Source organism: Sphingomonas sp. PL-96, assembly GCF_020707215.1.
Classification (GTDB): Bacteria; Pseudomonadota; Alphaproteobacteria; order Sphingomonadales; family Sphingomonadaceae; genus Sphingomonas.
The window spans coordinates 910,875-929,126 of record NZ_JAJFET010000001.1; the positions used below are offsets into that span (position 1 = coordinate 910,875).

Annotated in this window: 18 protein-coding genes, 1 tRNA gene, 1 pseudogene and 1 riboswitch; of the genes and pseudogenes, 15 read left to right on the forward strand and 5 right to left on the reverse strand. The window is 68.4% G+C overall.

The features are described from left to right. The first annotated feature begins 6 nt into the window (after window positions 1-6). From LK533_RS04275 to cobS, 5 genes are read left to right on the forward strand one after another with little or no spacing between them, the layout of a single operon-like run. The gene (locus LK533_RS04275) at window positions 7-552 is read left to right on the forward strand and encodes a hypothetical protein (protein ID WP_229361517.1); all 546 of its coding nucleotides are present in this window, start codon (window positions 7-9) and stop codon (window positions 550-552) included. A 32-nt stretch (window positions 553-584) separates the two neighbouring features. Then, window positions 585-959, forward strand: coding sequence for a DUF1636 domain-containing protein (locus LK533_RS04280; protein WP_420705811.1), 375 nt, complete (start codon window positions 585-587; stop codon window positions 957-959). After that, window positions 956-1,972 carry a nicotinate-nucleotide--dimethylbenzimidazole phosphoribosyltransferase gene (cobT, locus tag LK533_RS04285; protein ID WP_420705812.1) on the forward strand — a complete coding sequence of 339 codons (1,017 nt, stop codon included), beginning with the start codon at window positions 956-958 and terminating at the stop codon, window positions 1,970-1,972. The genes LK533_RS04280 and cobT overlap by 4 nt, the downstream gene beginning before the upstream one ends. Window positions 1,973-1,995: 23 nt before the next feature. Next, on the forward strand, window positions 1,996-2,538 hold the full coding sequence (locus LK533_RS04290) for a histidine phosphatase family protein (protein WP_267495207.1): 543 nt from the start codon (window positions 1,996-1,998) through the stop codon (window positions 2,536-2,538). Continuing rightward, window positions 2,535-3,251 carry an adenosylcobinamide-GDP ribazoletransferase gene (gene cobS, locus LK533_RS04295; RefSeq protein ID WP_229361520.1) on the forward strand — a complete coding sequence of 239 codons (717 nt, stop codon included), beginning with the start codon at window positions 2,535-2,537 and terminating at the stop codon, window positions 3,249-3,251. The genes LK533_RS04290 and cobS overlap by 4 nt, the downstream gene beginning before the upstream one ends. Here the strand turns inward: cobS and LK533_RS04300 are convergent. The 3 genes from LK533_RS04300 to LK533_RS04310 are packed head-to-tail and all read right to left on the reverse strand — an operon-like array spanning window position 3,228 to window position 6,425. Continuing rightward, window positions 3,228-4,691, reverse strand: coding sequence for a cobyric acid synthase (locus tag LK533_RS04300; RefSeq protein ID WP_229361521.1), 1,464 nt, complete (start codon window positions 4,689-4,691; stop codon window positions 3,228-3,230). The two genes, cobS and LK533_RS04300, sit on opposite strands and share 24 nt — an antisense overlap. Continuing rightward, a complete protein-coding gene (gene cbiB, locus LK533_RS04305) occupies window positions 4,679-5,692 on the reverse strand; it encodes an adenosylcobinamide-phosphate synthase CbiB (protein ID WP_229361522.1) in 1,014 nt (337 codons plus the stop codon). Before cbiB ends, LK533_RS04300 begins: the two co-directional genes overlap by 13 nt. Further along, window positions 5,610-6,425 (reverse strand): aminotransferase class I/II-fold pyridoxal phosphate-dependent enzyme, encoded by an 816-nt coding sequence (locus LK533_RS04310; protein WP_324255253.1) that lies wholly within the window; start codon window positions 6,423-6,425, stop codon window positions 5,610-5,612. Before LK533_RS04310 ends, cbiB begins: the two co-directional genes overlap by 83 nt. A gap of 239 nt (window positions 6,426-6,664) precedes the next feature. Here LK533_RS04310 and cobU point away from each other — a divergent pair, with 239 nt between their 5' ends. The 7 genes from cobU to proC all read left to right on the forward strand — a co-directional run bounded on the left by cobU (window position 6,665) and on the right by proC (window position 11,964). Further along, complete coding sequence (cobU, locus tag LK533_RS04315) at window positions 6,665-7,192, forward strand: bifunctional adenosylcobinamide kinase/adenosylcobinamide-phosphate guanylyltransferase (RefSeq protein WP_229361524.1); 528 nt, start codon at window positions 6,665-6,667, stop codon at window positions 7,190-7,192. Window positions 7,193-7,221: 29 nt separating this feature from the next. Continuing rightward, window positions 7,222-7,311: riboswitch (glycine riboswitch) on the forward strand. A gap of 101 nt (window positions 7,312-7,412) precedes the next feature. After that, window positions 7,413-8,798: an L-serine ammonia-lyase gene (locus LK533_RS04320; protein WP_229361751.1), complete on the forward strand. Its 1,386-nt coding sequence runs from the start codon at window positions 7,413-7,415 to the stop codon at window positions 8,796-8,798. Between the two features lie 40 nt (window positions 8,799-8,838). Beyond that, window positions 8,839-9,591, forward strand: coding sequence for a TlyA family RNA methyltransferase (locus LK533_RS04325; RefSeq protein ID WP_229361525.1), 753 nt, complete (start codon window positions 8,839-8,841; stop codon window positions 9,589-9,591). Between the two features lie 86 nt (window positions 9,592-9,677). Further along, on the forward strand, window positions 9,678-10,232 hold the full coding sequence (locus tag LK533_RS04330; RefSeq protein WP_229361526.1) for a TspO/MBR family protein: 555 nt from the start codon (window positions 9,678-9,680) through the stop codon (window positions 10,230-10,232). Between the two features lie 20 nt (window positions 10,233-10,252). Beyond that, window positions 10,253-10,552, forward strand: a complete 300-nt coding sequence (locus tag LK533_RS04335) for an accessory factor UbiK family protein (protein ID WP_229361527.1) — start codon at window positions 10,253-10,255, stop codon at window positions 10,550-10,552. Window positions 10,553-10,657: 105 nt separating this feature from the next. Further along, a complete protein-coding gene (locus tag LK533_RS04340; protein WP_229361528.1) occupies window positions 10,658-11,158 on the forward strand; it encodes a YbjN domain-containing protein in 501 nt (166 codons plus the stop codon). Beyond that, window positions 11,158-11,964: a pyrroline-5-carboxylate reductase gene (gene proC / locus LK533_RS04345; RefSeq protein WP_229361529.1), complete on the forward strand. Its 807-nt coding sequence runs from the start codon at window positions 11,158-11,160 to the stop codon at window positions 11,962-11,964. Before LK533_RS04340 ends, proC begins: the two co-directional genes overlap by 1 nt. A gap of 169 nt (window positions 11,965-12,133) precedes the next feature. Here the strand turns inward: proC and LK533_RS04350 are convergent, their stop codons facing one another. Then, on the reverse strand, window positions 12,134-12,625 hold the full coding sequence (locus tag LK533_RS04350) for a MarR family winged helix-turn-helix transcriptional regulator (RefSeq protein ID WP_229361530.1): 492 nt from the start codon (window positions 12,623-12,625) through the stop codon (window positions 12,134-12,136). Window positions 12,626-12,703: 78 nt separating this feature from the next. Here LK533_RS04350 and LK533_RS04355 point away from each other — a divergent pair, with 78 nt between their 5' ends. After that, window positions 12,704-13,804: a branched-chain amino acid aminotransferase gene (locus LK533_RS04355; RefSeq protein ID WP_229361531.1), complete on the forward strand. Its 1,101-nt coding sequence runs from the start codon at window positions 12,704-12,706 to the stop codon at window positions 13,802-13,804. Between the two features lie 44 nt (window positions 13,805-13,848). Next, a tRNA-Gln gene (locus LK533_RS04360) sits at window positions 13,849-13,923 on the forward strand. A gap of 156 nt (window positions 13,924-14,079) precedes the next feature. Here LK533_RS04360 and LK533_RS18035 read toward each other — a convergent pair. After that, a pseudogene (locus LK533_RS18035) lies at window positions 14,080-14,226 on the reverse strand (hypothetical protein); the annotation flags it as partial. 1,787 nt (window positions 14,227-16,013) lie between these two features. Here LK533_RS18035 and LK533_RS04365 point away from each other — a divergent pair. Further along, window positions 16,014-18,236, forward strand: coding sequence for a TonB-dependent receptor (locus tag LK533_RS04365; RefSeq protein ID WP_229361532.1), 2,223 nt, complete (start codon window positions 16,014-16,016; stop codon window positions 18,234-18,236). The last annotated feature ends 16 nt before the right edge of the window (window positions 18,237-18,252 follow it).

Here is an 18,252-nt window from a genome sequence, read left to right on the forward strand (position 1 = left end):
GGGGGCATGACGGAACAGGGTTCTTCGCGACGCGCATCGGCGCTGTGGATCATGCTGCTGACGCTGGCGAGCGTCGCGACGACCCTGGTCTTCAAATGCGCCACGCCGTTTCCGGCACTTGCTGCGCTCGCGGCAGTGCACATGCGGGCGAGGGACGGCGTGTCCCTTGCCCTTGCCGCCTGGGCCGCCAGCCAGCTCGTCGGCTTCTGCTGGCTGGACTATCCTACCACCGCGAACAGCCTGGGGTGGGGCGGCATCATGGGGGTTGGCGCCATCGCCGGGGCGCTTGCGGCGCATGCCGCCTCGGCACGGTCGTCCGGTTCCTGGGGCCTGCGACTGGCCGTCGGCTATCTCGCCGCCTTTGTGGCCTTCAAGCTGGTGATCCTGCTCGGCACTCTGGGCATGGACGGGGGCGCCGGCGCCTTCACCATGGAGGTCCTGGTGCGTCAGTTCGTCCGTAATGCCGCCGTGCTGCTGGGGCTGCTTGGACTCTACCGGCTGCTGAGCGCGGCCGGGGTGCCGGCGCCTCGACCAACTGCCGTGCCGGCATGATGCTGAAGCCGGCAGCGGCCGGTCCCGCGGTGGTGGCCTGCAACACCTGCCGCCGGTCGGATGGCGCGGGCGAGGGCACGTCCGGGCAGCGCGACGGTGCGCTGCTCGTGGAGGCGTTGCGCGCGCTTCAGGCCCAGGATCCGGCGTATCAGGGCGTCGCCGTGCAGGAGATGCCGTGCCTGTTCGCATGCGGCGACTCCTGCACCATCCACCTGCGCGCTCCGGACAAGGTCGGCTATGTGCTTGGCCGCTTCACGCCGGACGTGGAAGCCGCGCGGGCAATCCTGGACTATGCCGTCCTCTATGCCGAGAGCGAGGCGGGTCAGGTGCCGTATCGCCAATGGCCGGAAGGTGTGAAGGGGCATTTTCTCACCCGCACGCCACCGCCGGGGTTCGTCGTCGAGTGAGCCCCGTCTTCGAGTCCGTGGCTGCATTCGAGCAGGCGCTGCACCAGCTCCGCACGGTCGACGCCGCGGCCTGTGCCGATGCTGCAGCCCGGCAGGACGTGCTGACCAAGCCGCGCGGATCGCTCGGCCGGCTGGAAGATATCGCGGTATTCCTGGCCGGCTGGCAGGGACGCGCGCGTCCGCGGCTGGACCATGGCCGCGTCGCGATCTTCGCGGGCAATCACGGCGTGGCCGCGCGCGGGGTCAGCGCCTATCCCGTCGAGGTCACCGCCCAGATGGTCGCGAACTTCCAGGCCGGGGGCGCCGCGATCAACGCGCTGGCAGGCGCGGCCGGACTGGAGCTGATGGTCGTGCCGATCGAGCTCGACCGGCCGACCGCCGACTTCGTCGACGCACCCGCCATGTCCGTGGAGGAATGCCTTGCCGCGCTGAACCTGGGTGCGGCGGTGGTCGCGCCCGATCTCGACCTGCTGGTGCTGGGCGAGATGGGCATCGGCAATTCCACTGCGGCGGCAGCGCTCAGCGCCGCGAGCTTCGGCGGGAGCGCCCGGGATTGGGTTGGGCCTGGAACCGGCGTTCATGGCAGCGCGCTCGACGCGAAGCTTGCGGCGGTCGAAGGCGCGCTGGAGCGGCATCGCATCGCGACGACGAGCGCGTTCGAGCTGCTGCGGCGGCTGGGCGGACGGGAGATCGCGGCAATCGCGGGAGCCGTGCTGGCGACGCGGCAAGCAGGCGTACCGGTGCTGCTCGACGGCTTTATCTGCAGTTCCGCTGTGGCGCCGCTGGCAATGGAGCGGCCGGAGATCACCGAGCATTGCCTGGCCGGCCACTGTTCCGCCGAACCCGGCCATGCGCGTCTGCTCGAACGGCTGGGTCTCGCGCCAATCCTGTCGCTGGGCATGCGGCTTGGGGAGGGGAGTGGCGCTGCCGTCGCCGCGGGCGTCGTGCGTGCGGCGCTTGCCGCGCACGACCAGATGGCGAGCTTTGCCGAGGCCGGCGTGGCCGAGGCGTGACTGCGCCGATCGACCTGCACCTGATGCGGCATGGCGAGCCGGAGCTCGCCGGGCGCCTGCTCGGCCGCACCGATTGCGCGGTCCTCGACAGCGGCGTGGCACGGTGCCTTGCGGCCGCGGAAGCGCTGGACGTCGAACGGGTGATCGCGTCCGACCTGCGCCGCGCAACGGATTGCGCGGCGAGCATCGCACGGGCGCATGGCGTGCCGCTGCACCTCGATCCGCGCTGGCGAGAACTGGATTTCGGCGCCTGGGATGGCCTCTCGCCGAGCGAAGTGGACGCCGCCGCGCTGCGGGATTTCTGGGACGATCCGGACGCCGCCGCGCCCCCTGGAGGAGAACGATGGTCGCCGTTCCTTGCGCGCGTGGCCGCGGCATTGTGGGAGATCGAGGCACCGACGCTGGTGGTGGCTCATGCCGGATCGATCCGCGCCGCGCTGGTCGCCGCTTGCGGCTTCAGCCGGAGCCAAAGCTGGGCATTCGGCCTGCCCTATGGCTGCGTTCTGTCCTTGCGGATCTGGCGTGGCGAGACTCCCACGGCACAGATCGTCGCGTTGCGGCCATGAGGCGCCTGTTGCTTGCGATCGGGTTCCTCACCCGGCTTCCGGTTCCTTCGATCAGGGCCGATGCCAGTGACTTCGCAGGGGCGGTGCGCTGCTATCCGCTGGTCGGGCTGATCATCGGGGCGCTCGTGGCGGGGGCGGGGTGGCTCGGTGGAGCGGCCGACCCGTGGATCGGGGCGCTTGCCGCGCTCATCGCCTGGGTGGCGGTTACCGGAGCGCTTCACCTCGACGGCCTGGCGGACTTGGCGGATGGGATCGGTGCCGCGCATGGCGATCGCAACCGGCTGCTCGCGGTGATGGCCGACCCGCATGTCGGAAGCTTCGGGGTGGTCGCGATCGTGCTCCAACTGCTGGCGAAGATCGTGCTGCTGCACGACGTGGTGGCGGGGGGGTGGCTCGCGGTTGTGCTGGTGCCGTTCGCCGCGCGCATGGGGCCGCTCGTGTGGGCGCGCTGGCTGCGGCCGCTCCGGCCGAGTGGGTTGGGCGCTCAGATCGCCTCAGCAGTGCGGGCGCGCGACCTTTTGGGTTGGGGAGCGGTATGGGCGGCCGCCTGCGCTGCCGTGCCGGCGCTGCTCCTTGCGCCCTTGTTGGTCGTGGCGGTGGGCGGGTGGCTGCGACACCGGCTGGGCGGCGTCACGGGCGACGCGCATGGCGCCGGGATCGAACTGGTGGAGACAGGCCTTCTGGTGGCGCTAGTCGCGATCGGCCAGGGCTGACAGCGCGACCAGCGCGTCGATGTCGACGTGGCGCTCCAGTTCGTCAGCGATGCTGTCGAGCGCGGCGTCCACGGAAGCGCGGTGATCGGGACCACGCCCTGCCACCCCCAGCCGGGCGAGCCAGGTGCGTCGCTGCCCTGCCACACCCAGCAGCCCGTGCACATAGCTTCCCGTGACCAACCCGTCGGCGCTCACCGCCCCGTCCACCCGGCCGCTGTCGAAGCGAACCGCCGGACGTGCCGTATCCGGGCCGGTGGTCGTCCCCAGGTGAATCTCATAGCCGTCAAAGGCTGCGCCATTGGCAGTGCCGCGCACCTCGACCAGCGTCTTGTCGCCGCCAAGAACGGTGTCGACCACAAGCAATCCCAGCCCGGCGACCGCTTCCGCAGGGCCTTCAACGCCCAGCGGATCGGCGATGCTGCGGCCAAGCATCTGATAGCCCCCGCAGAGCCCCAGCACCGGACGTCCGCGCCGATGATGCGCCAGGATGTCGATGTCCCACCCCTGTTCGCGCACGAAGCGCAGGTCGGCGATGGTCGTCTTGGACCCCGCAAGCACGATCAGCGCCGCCTCCGCAGGGATGGGCCGGCCGGGCGGCACCATCACGAGCTCCACCTCCGGCTCAAGCCGCAACGGGTCTAGATCGTCGAAGTTCGCGATATGGGCGGTGATCGGACAGGCGATCACTACGCGGCCGTCGGCAGGTGCCGGCGGGCGTTGAAGGACGACCGCATCCTCGCTCGGCAGACGGGAAGCGTCCTTCAGCCATGGCACCACGCCAAAGCCGCGCCAACCCGTCCGCTCTGCAATCGCTCGATAGCCATCGGTGAACAGCGCCGGATCGCCGCGGAACTTGTTGACCAGGAAGCCGTGGATCATCGTTGCGTCCTCCGGGTCGATCACGGCGCGCGTGCCGACCAGCGATGCGATGACGCCGCCCCGGTCGATGTCGCCGATCAGCACCACTGGCACACCGGCTGCACGGGCAAAGCCCATGTTGGCGATGTCGCCCGCGCGCAGGTTGATTTCGGCCGGCGAACCGGCGCCTTCGATCACGACAATGTCGGCTTCTGCCGCCAGCCGGCGGTAACTCGCCAGCACTTCGTCCAGCAGCCCCTCGCGGCCTTGGCGCCATTCCGCCGCCTTGAGGATGCCTCGCATCTGGCCGCGCACGATCAGCTGCGAGGTCCGGTCGCCCTGCGGCTTCAGCAGCACGGGGTTCATGTCGACGCTTGCCGGCACCCGCGCGGCCAGCGCCTGGGTCGCCTGAGCGCGGCCGATCTCCCCACCGTCAGCGGTGACCGCGGCATTGTTGGACATGTTCTGCGGCTTGAACGGACGCACGCGCAAGCCGCGGTTGGCGAGCGCCCGGCAAAGCCCCGCCACCAGCACCGACTTGCCGACATCCGAGCCGGTCCCCTGCAGCATCACAGCAGCCATGCGAACGCTCCTGCAAGGATCCAGAGGAAAAGGCACGCGCGACGGTAGACCCGCAACGCTCGGCCGAGATCCCGAGCATCTGGATCCCGGAAGGATCCACCGATCCACGGCTTGTCGGAAACCACCCCGTCATAGGCGACCGGCCCGGCCAGCCGCACGCGCAGCACGCCCGCCATCGCCGCCTCGGTCCAGCCGGCGTTCGGCGAGGCATGGCGATGCGCATCGCGCCGCATCGTGCGCCAGCCGCCCCCGCCGGCGAGGCACAGAACCGCGCCCCCGAGCCGCGCCGGGACCAGATTGGCGCAATCATCGATGCGCGCGGACGCCCAACCAAAGGCGCGCCATCGCTCCTCGCGATGGCCGATCAGGCTGTCGGCGGTGTTGATCGCCTTGTACGCCCACAGCCCCGGCAGCCCGAGCAGCAGGAGCCAGAACAGCGGCGCGGCGACACCGTCGCAGAAGCTTTCCGAGAGGCTTTCAATCGCGGCGCGGGCGACCCCCGGCTCATCGAGTGCGGCAGTGTCCCGCCCGACGATGCGGGCGACGGCGGGGCGGGCGGCCGGCAGATTGCCCTCCGCGAGCGCGGCTGCGATCGGACGGACATGATCGTCCAGGCTGCGTTGCGCCAGACCGGGTGCGGCGAGCAGCGCAACGCCGATCCAGGCATAGGGGCCGAGGAGGTGGCGGAGCAGCACCTCCGCGGCCCAGGCACCGCCTGCGCCGATCGCGATCGGAAGCGCGATCGTGGCGACGCCCGCCAGACGCCTGCGCCGCTGCGAGTGGTGCGGCCGGTTCCATCGCCGCTCGCACGCGTGGATGAGCCGCGCGAAGCCGCCTACCGGGTGGCCGACGCGCGCGTACAGCCACTCGGGCCAGCCGATCGCCGCATCGGTCGCCAGCGCGAGCAGGGCAACGGGCTCAGCGATCGGAGAGCGCCTGGTCGAGCCGCTGCAGGGCGCCGGTGTCCGCGGGCACGCCGATGCGCAGCCACTCGGGTGCATAGTCGAACGGCCGCGTCAGGATGCCGCGCTGCGCCAGATAGGTGAAGATCGCGCGCGCTTGCGGCGTCTCCACCAGGCGGAACAGCGGGCTCGCGCCGCGCGGTTCCAGCGCGTGGCGGCGCAACAGCGCGTCGAGCGCGGCGCAGCGTTCGGCCAACGCCAGGCGGGTCCGGGTGGTCCAGGCGGTGTCGCGGTAGGCGGCGGTGCCGATCGCGATCGCGGTGGCGGACACTGGCCAGCTCCCTAGCCGCTTACGAAGCGCGGCGACGATGTCGGCGGCCCCGCAGGCAAAGCCCAGGCGTACGCCAGCCAGCCCGAAGAACTTGCCGAACGAGCGGAACACGAGCACGCGATCCTCGCGGCGGAGGTGCGGCAGGATGCTCAGCCGGGGCGTCGCATCCGCAAAGGCCTCGTCGATCACCAGCATGCCGCCTCTTTGCGCCAATCGCCGGCCGAGGCCGAGCAACCTATCGGGGGCGAACACGCGGCCATCGGGATTGTTCGGGTTGGCCAGCAGCAGGGTGCCGTCCCGCACGTCCTCGGCCGCATCGGCATGGATGGCAGCAGCGCTCGGCAGCGCATCGGCATGCGTTCGGTAGCCGGGGGCAAGGTACCGGAAGGGCTGGGGCAAGCCCGCAAGCTCCAGCAGCCGAAGCCCCATTTCCGTGCCGGGAAGCGCGGCGACCGCCAGTTCGCCGGCGCCAAAGGCTTCCGCTGCGGTTGCTTCCAGCATCGCCAGGGAAGAGGCCGAGGGAAGCGCCCGCAAATCGACTGCGGGCAGGTCCCGCGGGGTCCAGGGCAGCGGGTTGATACCCGTGGAGAGATCGAGCCACGGCTGCGGGGCGTCAGGGAAGCATCGCGCCGCTTCGTCTAGGCAGCCGCCGTGGAACATCAGTGAGTGCAATGCGAAGTCTCGACTTGAGGGACGCTGGCCTCCATCTGCATTGGCGCCACAAAGGCCAAGGAGCAAGGATGCGCATCACCGGACCGGATCGAACCATGCTGGTGCTGGGCGGCGCACGTTCGGGCAAGAGCCGCTATGCGCAGGCGGTGGCCGAGGCGGCTGGTGGCAGACTGGTGTTCGTGGCGACAGCGCAGGCGTTCGACGATGAGATGACCGACCGCATCCGTCGCCACCAGGCGGATCGCGATACACGCTGGACCACGGTGGAAGCGCCGCTCGACGTCGCGGGTGCCATCGCCGCCGCGGACGGGGAGGAGGCGGTGCTGCTGGTCGACTGCCTGACGCTCTGGGCATCCAATCTCCTGCTTGGCGAGGAAGACGCGGATGCGCGGCTGACGGCGCTGCTGGAGGCCATTGCCGGTGCGCGCGGGCAGGTGGTGCTGGTGGCCAATGAGGTCGGGCTCGGCATCGTGCCCGACAATGCACTTGCCCGTCGCTTCCGCGACCTGGCCGGCACCATCAACCAGCGGGTTGCCGCCGCCGTCGACCGCGTGCACATGACCGTCGCCGGCATCCCCATCGTCGTGAAGGGTTGACACTCGGCCAGCGCCAGCGGAAGCATCGGTGCGACGACATGGGAGAGATCGGGCGGCCAGCCCGGCGCCGAAGGAGCAACCGCCCCGGAAACTTTCAGGCAGAAGGACCGGTCGTCATCAACATCTGGAGAGAGGCGCCCTGGCGTCCGCCGACGGGATAGCATTCTCAGGCAGGAAGGACAGAGGGGGCATGGAACCGCCGGATGGCGGGGAGTTCATCATGCCGGACGTTTCTGCCCAGGAAAGTCGAGCCGACGCGCGCCGCGCGATCAGCGTCACCGAATTGTTCACCATCGGCATCGGCCCGTCGAGCTCGCACACGGTGGGGCCGATGCGCGCGGCCCATGCCTTTGCCGAGGCGGCGCTGGAGGCGCTGCAGCCGGTGCGCGTCCACTGCGAGCTGTTCGGCTCGCTGTCGCTGACCGGGCGCGGCCACGCCACCGACAGCGCGGTGCTGCTGGGGCTCGCCGGGCATCTGCCCGACACGGTCAATCCGGACGCGGTGCCGGGCATCCTGCGGGCTGTGCGCGAGGCCAGACAGCTGGACCTCGCCGGGCGTGTCGCGATCCCGTTCGCCTGCGACGACATCCTTTTCTCGCATGAGTTCCTGCCCGGCCACCCCAACGCGGTGCGCTTCACCGCCGTCGCAGCGGACGGCGCCGAGTTCACGCGCACCTATTTCTCGATCGGCGGCGGCGTGGTGGTGGAGGCAGGCGCTGGACTGCAACTGGCCAACGCCGCTGTCGTCCACCCCTTCGCCTCGGGCGCCGAGCTGCTGGAAGTCGGCGAGGCAACCGGGCTGACGATTGGCGAGATCGTACGCCGCAACGAATGCGCCTGGCGCAGCCGTGGCGAGACCGACGCGTTCCTCGATGCGGTCCGCAGCGCGATGCTCGCCTCCATCGAGCGCGGCTGCGCCGCCGATGGGATCCTGCCGGGTGGCCTCAACGTCCGCCGCCGGGCGAAGGCGCTGCATACCACGCTGGCCGCGCGCAGCGACCGTGCCGCGCCCGCTTCGGTCATGGAGTGGATCAGCCTCTGGGCGCTTGCGGTGAACGAGGAGAATGCCGCCGGCGGCCGTGTCGTCACTGCCCCCACCAATGGTGCTGCGGGCGTGATCCCGGCGGTGCTCAAATATTACGAGCACTTCATCGAGGACGCGACGCCGGAGGGTTCGCGAGTCCTGCTCGCCACGGCCGCGGCGATCGGCTTTCTCTACAAGAAGCGCGCGTCGATCTCGGCGGCCGAGATGGGATGCCAGGGCGAGGTCGGCGTCGCCTGCTCGATGGCGGCGGCGGGACTGGCGGCGGTGCTGGGCGGCACCAACCAGCAGATCGAGAACGCGGCAGAGATCGGCATGGAGCACAACCTCGGCCTCACCTGCGACCCGATCGGTGGGCTGGTGCAGGTGCCCTGCATCGAGCGCAACACCATGGGCGCAGTGAAGGCGGTCAACGCCGCCTATCTCGCGCTGCATGGCGACGGCAGCCACATCGTGCCGCTGGACGCGGTGATCGAGACGATGCGCCAGACCGGCGACCATATGCGCTCCGAGTATAAGGAAACGAGCCTGGGCGGGTTGGCGGTGAACGTCGTCGCCTGCTGAGCCGCTTGCCGCGCCCGTCGTTCCGGTCCATTCGGCCGCCATGCCCAAGATCCGCGCCGACCAGCTGCTCGTCGACCGAGGCCTCGCCGAAAGCCGCACCCGTGCCCAGGCGCTGGTGATGGCCGGGCTGGTGTTCGTCGGCGACCGCAAGATCGACAAGCCCGGCCAGCAACTTGCCGATGATGCCGTGCTGGACGTGCGCGGCCGCGACCACCCCTGGGTCTCGCGCGGGGGCATCAAGCTCGCCCACGGCCTGGACCATTTCGGCTGGGGCGTGGAAGGGGCGGTCGCGATCGACGTCGGCTCCTCGACCGGCGGCTTCACGGACGTGCTGCTCACGCGCGGCGCGGCGCGCGTCTATGCGGTCGACAGCGGGACCAATCAGCTCGCCTGGAAGCTGCGGCAGGACCCGCGCGTCGTTGTGCACGAACAGACCAGCGCCCGGCTGCTGACGGCAGCGCATATTCCCGAACCCGTCGACCTGATCGTGTGCGACGCAAGCTTCATCGCGCTTGCCAAGGTGCTCGACGTGCCGCTGGGCTTTGCGGGACCGGGCGCGCGGTTGCTCGCTTTGGTGAAGCCGCAGTTCGAGGCGGGGCGGGCGGAGGTCGGCAAGGGCGGGGTGGTGCGCGACCCGGCCGTGCACGCGCGCGTCTGCGAGGAGGTCGCGCAATGGCTCACCGGCCGCGGCTGGCGGGTCGAGGGTGTCGTGCCGAGCCCGATCACCGGTCCCGAGGGTAATGTCGAGTTCCTGATCGCGGCGCACGCTCCGGAGGCGGGCGATCCCGAATAGGGACAGGCCCGACCGGGGTGCCGACGCTTGCAATGGTCGCAGCCGCACCGCAGACACGGCACCGATCGAACGACAGGATGGTGCGGGTGAACGAGATCGCTTCCAGGTCCCAGCTGCGCGCAGGCTTCCTGCGCTGGGCGATCGTGACGGTGCCGCTGGTGCTGCTGCTCGGGCTGGCGGTCGGCACGCTGGTGCCGGCAGGATCGGAAAACGCCTGGTATGCCGCGCTCGACAAGCCGTCCTTCACGCCGCCCGACTGGGCGTTTCCCGTCGCGTGGACGCTGATCTACCTGCTGCTCGGCATTGCGGTCGCGATGGTGCTGGACGCGCGCGGCGCCCGCGGGCGGCGCGTCGCGGTCGCCGTGTTCGTGGTGCAGCTGGTGCTCAACCTTGCCTGGATGCCGCTGTTCTTCGGCGCGCACCGCGTGTCGGCGGCACTGGTGCTGATCCTGGTGCTGTTCGCGCTGGTGCTGGTGACGACGTGGCTGTTTGCGCGCATCCGCCCGCGCGCGGCGCTGTTGTTCGTGCCCTATATCGCCTGGCTCGCGCTCGCGACGGCGCTCACCTGGCAGATCGATCGCCACAATCCCGATGCGGAGACCCTTGTGCCCGCGACCTCCTCCGCCCAAATGGCACTCTAGACGCGGGAAGGACCTGACACATGCAATCCGAAAACCGGATCTTCGACGATTTCGCCAAGTTCGTGAACGGCGCGGCTGGCACGCTGGCCGGCATGGCTCGCGAGGGCGAAAGTGCTGCGCGCGAGCGGGTCCGCGAAATGGTCGGCGGGCTCGACTTCGTCAGCCGCGACGAGTTCGAGGTGGTCAAGGCCATGGCGGTCGCCGCGCGCGACGAGGCCGACGAACTGAAGGCGCGGCTGGAAGCGCTGGAGGCGCGACTTGCAGGGTCGACGACGCCGCCGGCCGCAGCGGAGCCGCTGGCCGGCGACAGCATCGGCTAACGGGTTTTCCCCAGCTTTCTGGCCAGCGGCGTGCATCGACCTTGTGTCGGTGCGCGCCGCTTGGCATTTCTGAACCATGACGACTGCCCATCCGGAAAGGACCTGATGCTCGACGAAGCCGAGGAGGACCGCGACGCCGCCGCTCCGATCGACATGCTGGAGCGCTACTTTGCCGCACACGGCTGGTCGCACCAGCGCGACGAGGACGAGATCGTCGCCAAGGTCAAGGGAAGCTGGACCGAGTTCGAGCTGCGCGCGATCTGGCGCGCGGACGATGGCGTGCTCCAGTTCCTGGCCTTCCCGGACGTGCGCGTGGCGGACGACCGCCGCACCGCGATCTATGAGGCGATCGGGCTTATCAACGAGCAGCTTTGGATCGGGCATTTCGAGCTCTGGTCGTCGAGCGGCATCCTGCTGTTCCGCCATGCGGCGATGATCGACGTCGAGGAGGCTGCGCTGTCGCTCGACCAGGCCGAGGTGCTGGTCGACACCGCGATCGACGAGTGCGAGCGCTTCTACCCGGTGTTCCAGTTCGTGCTGTGGGGTGGAAAGTCGCCCAAGGAAGCGATCGCCGCCTCGATGATCGAGACGCGAGGCGAGGCGTGATGCCGCTCCCGGCTGGTCCGCTGCTGCTGGTCGGCTGCGGCAACATGGCGGGCGCCATGCTGCGCCGCTGGCTGGAGGCCGGCACCGTGCCGGCCGATGACGTGACCGTCCTCAACCGCAGCGGGACGCGGGCGATTGAGGGCATCCGCGTCGTCACCCGGGCCGAGGATGCGCCCGCAGCGGCGACGGTGATGCTGGGCATGAAGCCGCAGCAGCTCGATGCGATCGCCCAGACCGCCGTCGCACGGCTGCAGCCGCGGCTGCTGCTGTCGATCCTGGCCGGAGTGGAGAACGCCGCGCTGGCCGCGCGCTTCCGGGCCGACGCGATCGTGCGCGCGATGCCGAACCTGCCGGTGGCGATGGGCAAGGGCGTGGTCGCGCTGCACAGCGAGAGCCAGGACCAGGCGCTGCGCGGTGCGGCGACCGCGCTGATGGCGCCGCTCGGCCTGGTCGAGTGGATTGCCGAGGAACAGCTGTTTGATGCCGTCACCGCGCTGTCGGGCTGCGGCCCCGGCTTCGTGTTCCGCTTCATCGACGCAATGGGCGCGGCCGGTGCGGCGCTGGGCCTGCCGGAGGATCAGGCGCAGCGGCTGGCGATTGCAACCGTCGAGGGCGCAGGCTTGCTGGCGGGAGCGGCCGACGTGTCGCCCGCGACGCTCGCCGACCGGGTGGCGAGCCCCGGCGGATCGACGCGCGAGGGGCTGAACGTGCTAGACCGTGAAGACGCGCTCCGCCGTCTGATGGCGCAAACGCTTGCTGCTTCCGCCCGCCGCAACGCAGAGATGGCGGCTGCTGCGCGCGGGTAAGGCCGGTCTGCACCACCAGCGACGTCGCGGTCGCCTCCTCTTCCGTTTGTCTCGAGCAGGGATCGAGCTTGTCGAGAGCCCGTGTCGAGAGATCCTTCGCAGCCGGTTGTCGATACGCCGTCTCGACGAGTTCGACGACAGCTCGGGAGGAACGGGCGATCGACCCGCGCTACCGGTCCCCCAACGCCCGGATCATCGCGCGGTCACTTTCGGGCACAAGACTCTCCAGCACCGTCCAGAAGCCCGCAACCGCCTCCGGCCCAGCGGCCTGATACGCCCGGGCAAGCCGCTCCCGCACCAGCTGGTACAGCCGCGCCTCCAGCGCCGCCCCTTCCGCCGTCAGCCGCAGCAGCCGCTTGCGCGCGTCGCGATCGTCGCTGCGGCTCTCCACCAAGCCGCGTTCCGACAACTCCCCCAGCACCCGGCCCAGCGACTGTTTGGTGATCGCCAGCAGCCGCAGCAGCTCGCTCACCGACAGGCCGGGCTTGCGCGCGATGAAGTAGAGCGCGCGATGGTGCGCCCGCCCAAGGCGATGCGCCTCCAGCGCCGCGTCCGTCACTCGGCTGAGGTTCGACTGCCCGAAATAAAGAAGCTCGAAGCCGCGCCGGATCTCCGTCTCGCGAAGGAATTGCGCCGAGGCGGCATGGGTTGCGGCAGTCATGTTGACCTGTTCTGCCAGCGGCCCTAGGCCACGGCAAGCCGGAACGGCGCAGCGCCGTTGCCGCTTGCGGAGCAGACCATGACCGACCAGTTCGAACCACGCTTCCCCCTGACGCCGAGCGCCTCGCCGCTTCCGGCCAGCGAGCGTGCGGAAAAGCTGGTAAGCCCCGGCTTTGGCCGCGTGTTCACCGACCACATGGCGATCGCGCGCTGGTCGGAGGAAAAAGGCTGGCACGACGCCCAGATTGTCGCCCGCGGCCCTGTGCAGATGGACCCGGCAGCGGCCGTGCTCCACTATGCGCAGGAGATTTTCGAGGGCCTGAAAGCCTATCGGCTGGAGGACGGCGGTGTCGGCCTGTTCCGTCCAGACGAGAATGCCAGGCGCTTCCGCCGCTCGGCCAAGCGCATGGCGATGCCCGAACTGCCGGAGGAGCTGTTCCTCGCCTCATGCCGCGAACTCTCCCTGGTCGAGCGCGACTGGATCCCGGAGGGCGAGGGCGGGGCGCTCTACCTGCGCCCGTTCATGTTCGCGAGCGAGGTGTTCCTGGGGGTGAAGCCCTCGGCCGAATATCTCTACATCGTGCTCGCCTCTTCGGTCGGCGCCTATTTCAAGGGTGGTGCTCCCAGCGTGTCGCTGTGGGTGTCGCAGGAATATACGCGTGCGGCCGCCGGCGGCACGGGCGAGGCCAAGTGCGGCGGCAATTATGCCGGCAGCCTCGTGGCTCAGGCGGAGGCGATCCGCCAGGGCTGCGACCAGGTGGTCTTCCTCGACGCGGCGGAGCGCCGCTGGATCGAGGAACTCGGTGGCATGAACATCTTCTTCGTGTTCGATGACGGCAGCATGCTGACGCCGGCGCTGACCGGCACGATCCTTCCCGGCATCACGCGCGATTCGATCCTCCGCATCGCCCGCGATCAGGGCATCGCCGTCCGCGAGGAACGCTATGGGATCGACCAGTGGGAGGCCGACGCGAGGAGCGGCCGCCTGCGCGAGGCATTCGCCTGCGGCACCGCCGCGGTCGTGACGCCGATCGGCAAGGTGTCGTCGCCTGAAGGAAGCTTCTCCATCGGCAACGGCGGTGCCGGCGAGCGCACGCTCGCGCTGCGCGACACGCTGGTCAACCTCCAGCGCGGCCGGTCCGAGGACCCGTACGGCTGGCTCGAGCGCCTGGGCGCATAACCCCCTTTCCACCACGCCCGGGGCCGGTATAAGGCCCCGGCTGTTGGGGCGTCGCCAAGCGGTAAGGCACCGGTTTTTGGTACCGGCATTCGCAGGTTCGAATCCTGCCGCCCCAGCCAACCGATTTTATTCACTTTCTTCCCCTTTTTCGGTGTGCGCTTCGGGCGCGTTCTGCACTTGCGCGCTTCGAGTTTTGCGACCGCAGAATCGCTCAGCGACGCGGTCATCGCCTGGTAGAGATCGAGCATCCGGGCGACCGTGGAGACGGTCCAGCCAAGCATCGCGGCGATTTCGGACGGCGTTGCGCCGGCTTGCCCGAGGATCGTGCAGGCGGTGCCGCGCAGGTCGTGGAAGTGCAGGCCGTCGCGACCCGCGCGGACAACCGTCTCGCGCCAGCGGTGATCGCAGTTGACCTTGCCCACGGCTTGCCGTCGCGGGTGAGGATCGTCTTTGCGGTGCGCGGCTGCGCGTCCAGGAGCGCCTTCAGCGACTGGGTGACCGCATGTCGATCACGCGGTTGCGTTTGGCCTGGCGCAGCCGGATGCGCTGGCCGTCATAGGCCGTCGACGGCAGCGCCAGGAGGTCGCCCTTGCGCTGGCCGGTGCCCAGCGCCAGTTTGAAGGCGACGCTGGCGGACGGCGCGGCTGCTCTCGGCGGTCGGGGCGCCCTGGCGTCCGCCTCGCTGGCATAGTGCGTGGCAGCTTGCGGGCGCCGTCCGCGTTGCCGACAGTCACCGTCTTCTTCGCGGCGCCGCGATCGTGCCAGTGGGGCTTTGACGCCGGTAACCTCTTACTGCTTCTGCAGCTGATAGTCCTGCCTATCGCAGTCGCTGCGGTGGATGGTCAGCGCCGGCAGGCTGACGCCGGAGATGGTCGTCGTCTTGCCGAGCAGCGCCAGCTTTGCCAGTCCATGGCCGGCGGGCGGCGCACAGAAAGGGAGCCCCGATGTTTCTGACGATTCTGGCGGCCGGTCTGGATGAGCCTAGCCTGGCCGATAGCGTGCGATCCTGCTCGGCGGCGGTGCATAGTGCCCAGCTTGAGGATGCGATCTACGCTTGTTCGCGACAAATAGAGGAGGACACCGCTTGCGCCGCCGCTCTCGCGCTGAGGCGAACCGCGCCATTCGCGCTCCCGATGCTGCCTGCAGAGAAGAGAGCCGGTGCTCTCGCCTCTTTCGACGCCAGAGTTACCGTCTGCATCGAGCATGAGGAGGGCTTATAAGGTCGGGCGAAATCGTCATGCTGGCTGCGGCCAGCCGGCCATGGAAGTTGGCACTCCAAGCGTGACAAGCCTCAGGCCGCAACGGCGGAGGTAAAGTGTGTCGTTTCGACTGTCTGCACCCGCGGCCGGCGCTACACGTGGATGATACCGCCGAGCAACAACAGTTGCATCGCCAGTTGGCACCCTAGGAAGGCAACGCCCGTCAACGCCACGCTCTTTAGGCTCAACATCGGAGCTGGTTTGCAAGTCGGCGAGCAATAAACCCCGCGAGGACTGAACCCCAAAACGCAAAGCAAGCCTCTGGCTTTGGCAACAGGCTCCAGGCCGGAAGCGCAGAGGCACCGAAGCCCGCCAGCAAGATGAGGACGCGACTGGTCTAGCAAACCAAGAGGGATTCACGGAGCGCGAGTTCATCTGAGGTCCGCTGAGCGTAAGATCCATGGTGCCCTCTCGACTTCCCGCCAAAATGATTCGTCAGAGCCGCCCCAAATGCAATGTGCGGCACACTCTTCAGAAGGGCAGCCACTCCTAGCGCGGAAACCGGATCAGATCCCATACTGGCCGGATAATTCGAGCCGCCGGTATGGCGGGACGAACTGATGGCTCTGCTCGCCCATAATCAATCATGGCGGGATATCCTGGAGAGCTTTATCACCGCGGCACGCCACGAAAAGGCAGCACTGCCCTTTATGAAGAGGGCGCTGCGACCTGCTGTTCTTTGGTGTGCCACCCTAATGCCCGCTCATGGGAAGCCGGCGCGCGCCAAATAGCAGATGCTCAAATTATGTGCACTAAAAGTGCAGTGATGCTGCTTAATTGAGCAACATTATTTCTTGTATATACATTAAGCGCGCGGCATCATGTGATTCTTCGTGGGGGAAGTAGATGGCGCCGGCCTCCTTCTCCGTTTTTGGGGGGACCACCAGATGCGCTTTGACCATTCGCCTCTTCGCGTGACACTGCAGTGCGGGATTGCTTCCGCCGCGCTCTTGATTGCCACAAGCCTCACCCCGGCTGCAGCCCAAGACGCGCAGGATCCTCCCGCAACAGAGGAAACCAACGACGTCGTCGTCACGGCACTGCGCCGCGACACCACGGTTCAGACGACCCCGCTCGCTATCACCGCACTGACCGGCGAGACGCTGACCAACGCCGGCGTCACGAACATCACCGATTATGCCAAATTCGTGCCGTCGCTGCGCATCCAAGACAACGGTCCCGGCCAGCGCCGCGTCAGCCTGCGCGGCGTTCAGGCGTCGGGCGAGGCAACCGTCGGCACTTATTACAATGACGTGCCGGTGACCGGCTCGGTCGGCGTGTCGAGCGACGCCGCCGGGCGCACCGCCGATTTCACCCTGTTTGACGTCAACCGCATTGAGGTGCTGCGCGGACCGCAGGGCACGCTCTACGGCGCGAGCTCTATGGGCGGCGCGATCCGCGTGCTCTTCAACAAGCCCAGTCAGGAGTACGAGGGCGAGGTCGAAGGCCAGGTGCAGACCACCAAGGGCGGCGGCTTCGGCTATTTCGTCAACGGGATGGTCAACGTGCCGCTCGTCACCGACGTGCTGGCTGCGCGCGCGGTTCTCTATCGCCGCGACAGCGACGGCTATGTCGACAACAGCTTCCTTGGTCGCAAGAACGTCAACGATTATACGGCGACGGGCGGGCGGCTGATGCTGCGCTTCACGCCGACCACCAACTTCTCGATCGATGCCACCGCGATGTTCGAGAACACCGACGCGGTCTCGGCGAGCTGGAATCCCGAGGTCGGCGACTACAAGTCAGCGGCGCAGGTCATCCTGCCCTATACCGACAAGTCGCAGTTCTACAGCGTCAACGCCGAGTGGGACCTGGGCGGCGTGACGCTGACCTCGATCACCGGCTATCAGCATCGCAGGTCTGCCTATGCGGCCGACGACAGCTACTACATCGGCACCTATCGTACGGAGGCGCGCTGCGCCTCCTATGTCGGCACCGATGCCTGCTCGGCGGATCAGCTCGGTAGCTACTACGACTATATCGACAGCCTGAGCCCGGCGGCCATCTACTATCCCGGATCCACCACGGACTTCACGCAGGAGGTCCGCCTGAGCTCGACCGGCGATTCCGCCCTCGACTGGACCGTGGGCGCCTTTTACCAGAGCCGCAAGAACCAGGTTACGTCCGAGGATGCGCGCGCCGACGTCACCACCGGCGGGATCATCATGCCCGAGCAGATCTTCTACCGCCGCCAGATCTCGGACAGGCTCAAGCAGGTCGCGGTGTTCGGCGAGGGCACCTTCCACGTTACGCCCGAGCTCGGCCTGACGGCGGGCATTCGCTACTATGACTATGACAAAACGGTGTCCGGATACACCGACATCGGCTGGACGCTGATCGGCGCGCCGGTGCGTCCGCTCAATACGGTGGACTCGTCGGAGGACGGCACGTTGCTGAAGTTCAACGCGTCCTGGCAGGCCAACCGCAACATGCTGTTCTATGCCACCGCGTCGCAGGGTTTCCGCCCGGGCGGCGCGAACCAGGTGATCGGGCTGGCGGCGGACCTGACGCCCTATGAGTCGGACAAGCTCTGGAACTACGAGATCGGCACCAAGTTCGGCTTGCTCGACCGCAGGCTGACGCTCAACCTTGCAGCCTTCCAGATCGACTGGGACAATATGCAGGTGAGCGGGCGCACCACCAACGGCGCCTTCTCATTCCTCTCCAACGCCGGTGCAGCGCGCATCCGCGGCCTGGAGGCTGAGGCCTTCATCCGGCCGGGCGGTGCGCTCCAGTTTACGCTATCAGGCAACTATCTCGACGCCAAACTAACCGAGGATCAGGTCAATGACTCGGTCGTGGCCGCCGGTCGCGCCGGGGATCGCATCCCCTATATTCCCCACTTCAGCGGTTCGGTCGGCGCGGAATATCACGCGCCGGTCAGCGATGCGGTAGACTTCTTCGCACGCGCCGACCTGAACTATGTCGGCTCGTCCTACTCCGAATTCCGGCCAACCAACGTTTATCGGGTGAAGATCGACGATTACGCCCTGGCGAACCTGCGCGTCGGCTTCGAGCTGTCGGAAAGCGATACGGGCATCTACCTGTTCGTGAACAACCTTTTCGACAGCGTGGCGATCAACCGTGCCTCAATGTCGTCCACGCCCAACAGCTATTCGGCGGTTTCCGCCGCGCCGCGCACCCTGGGTCTTAACCTGCGCCGTCACTTCTGATTGCATCGGAGCAACA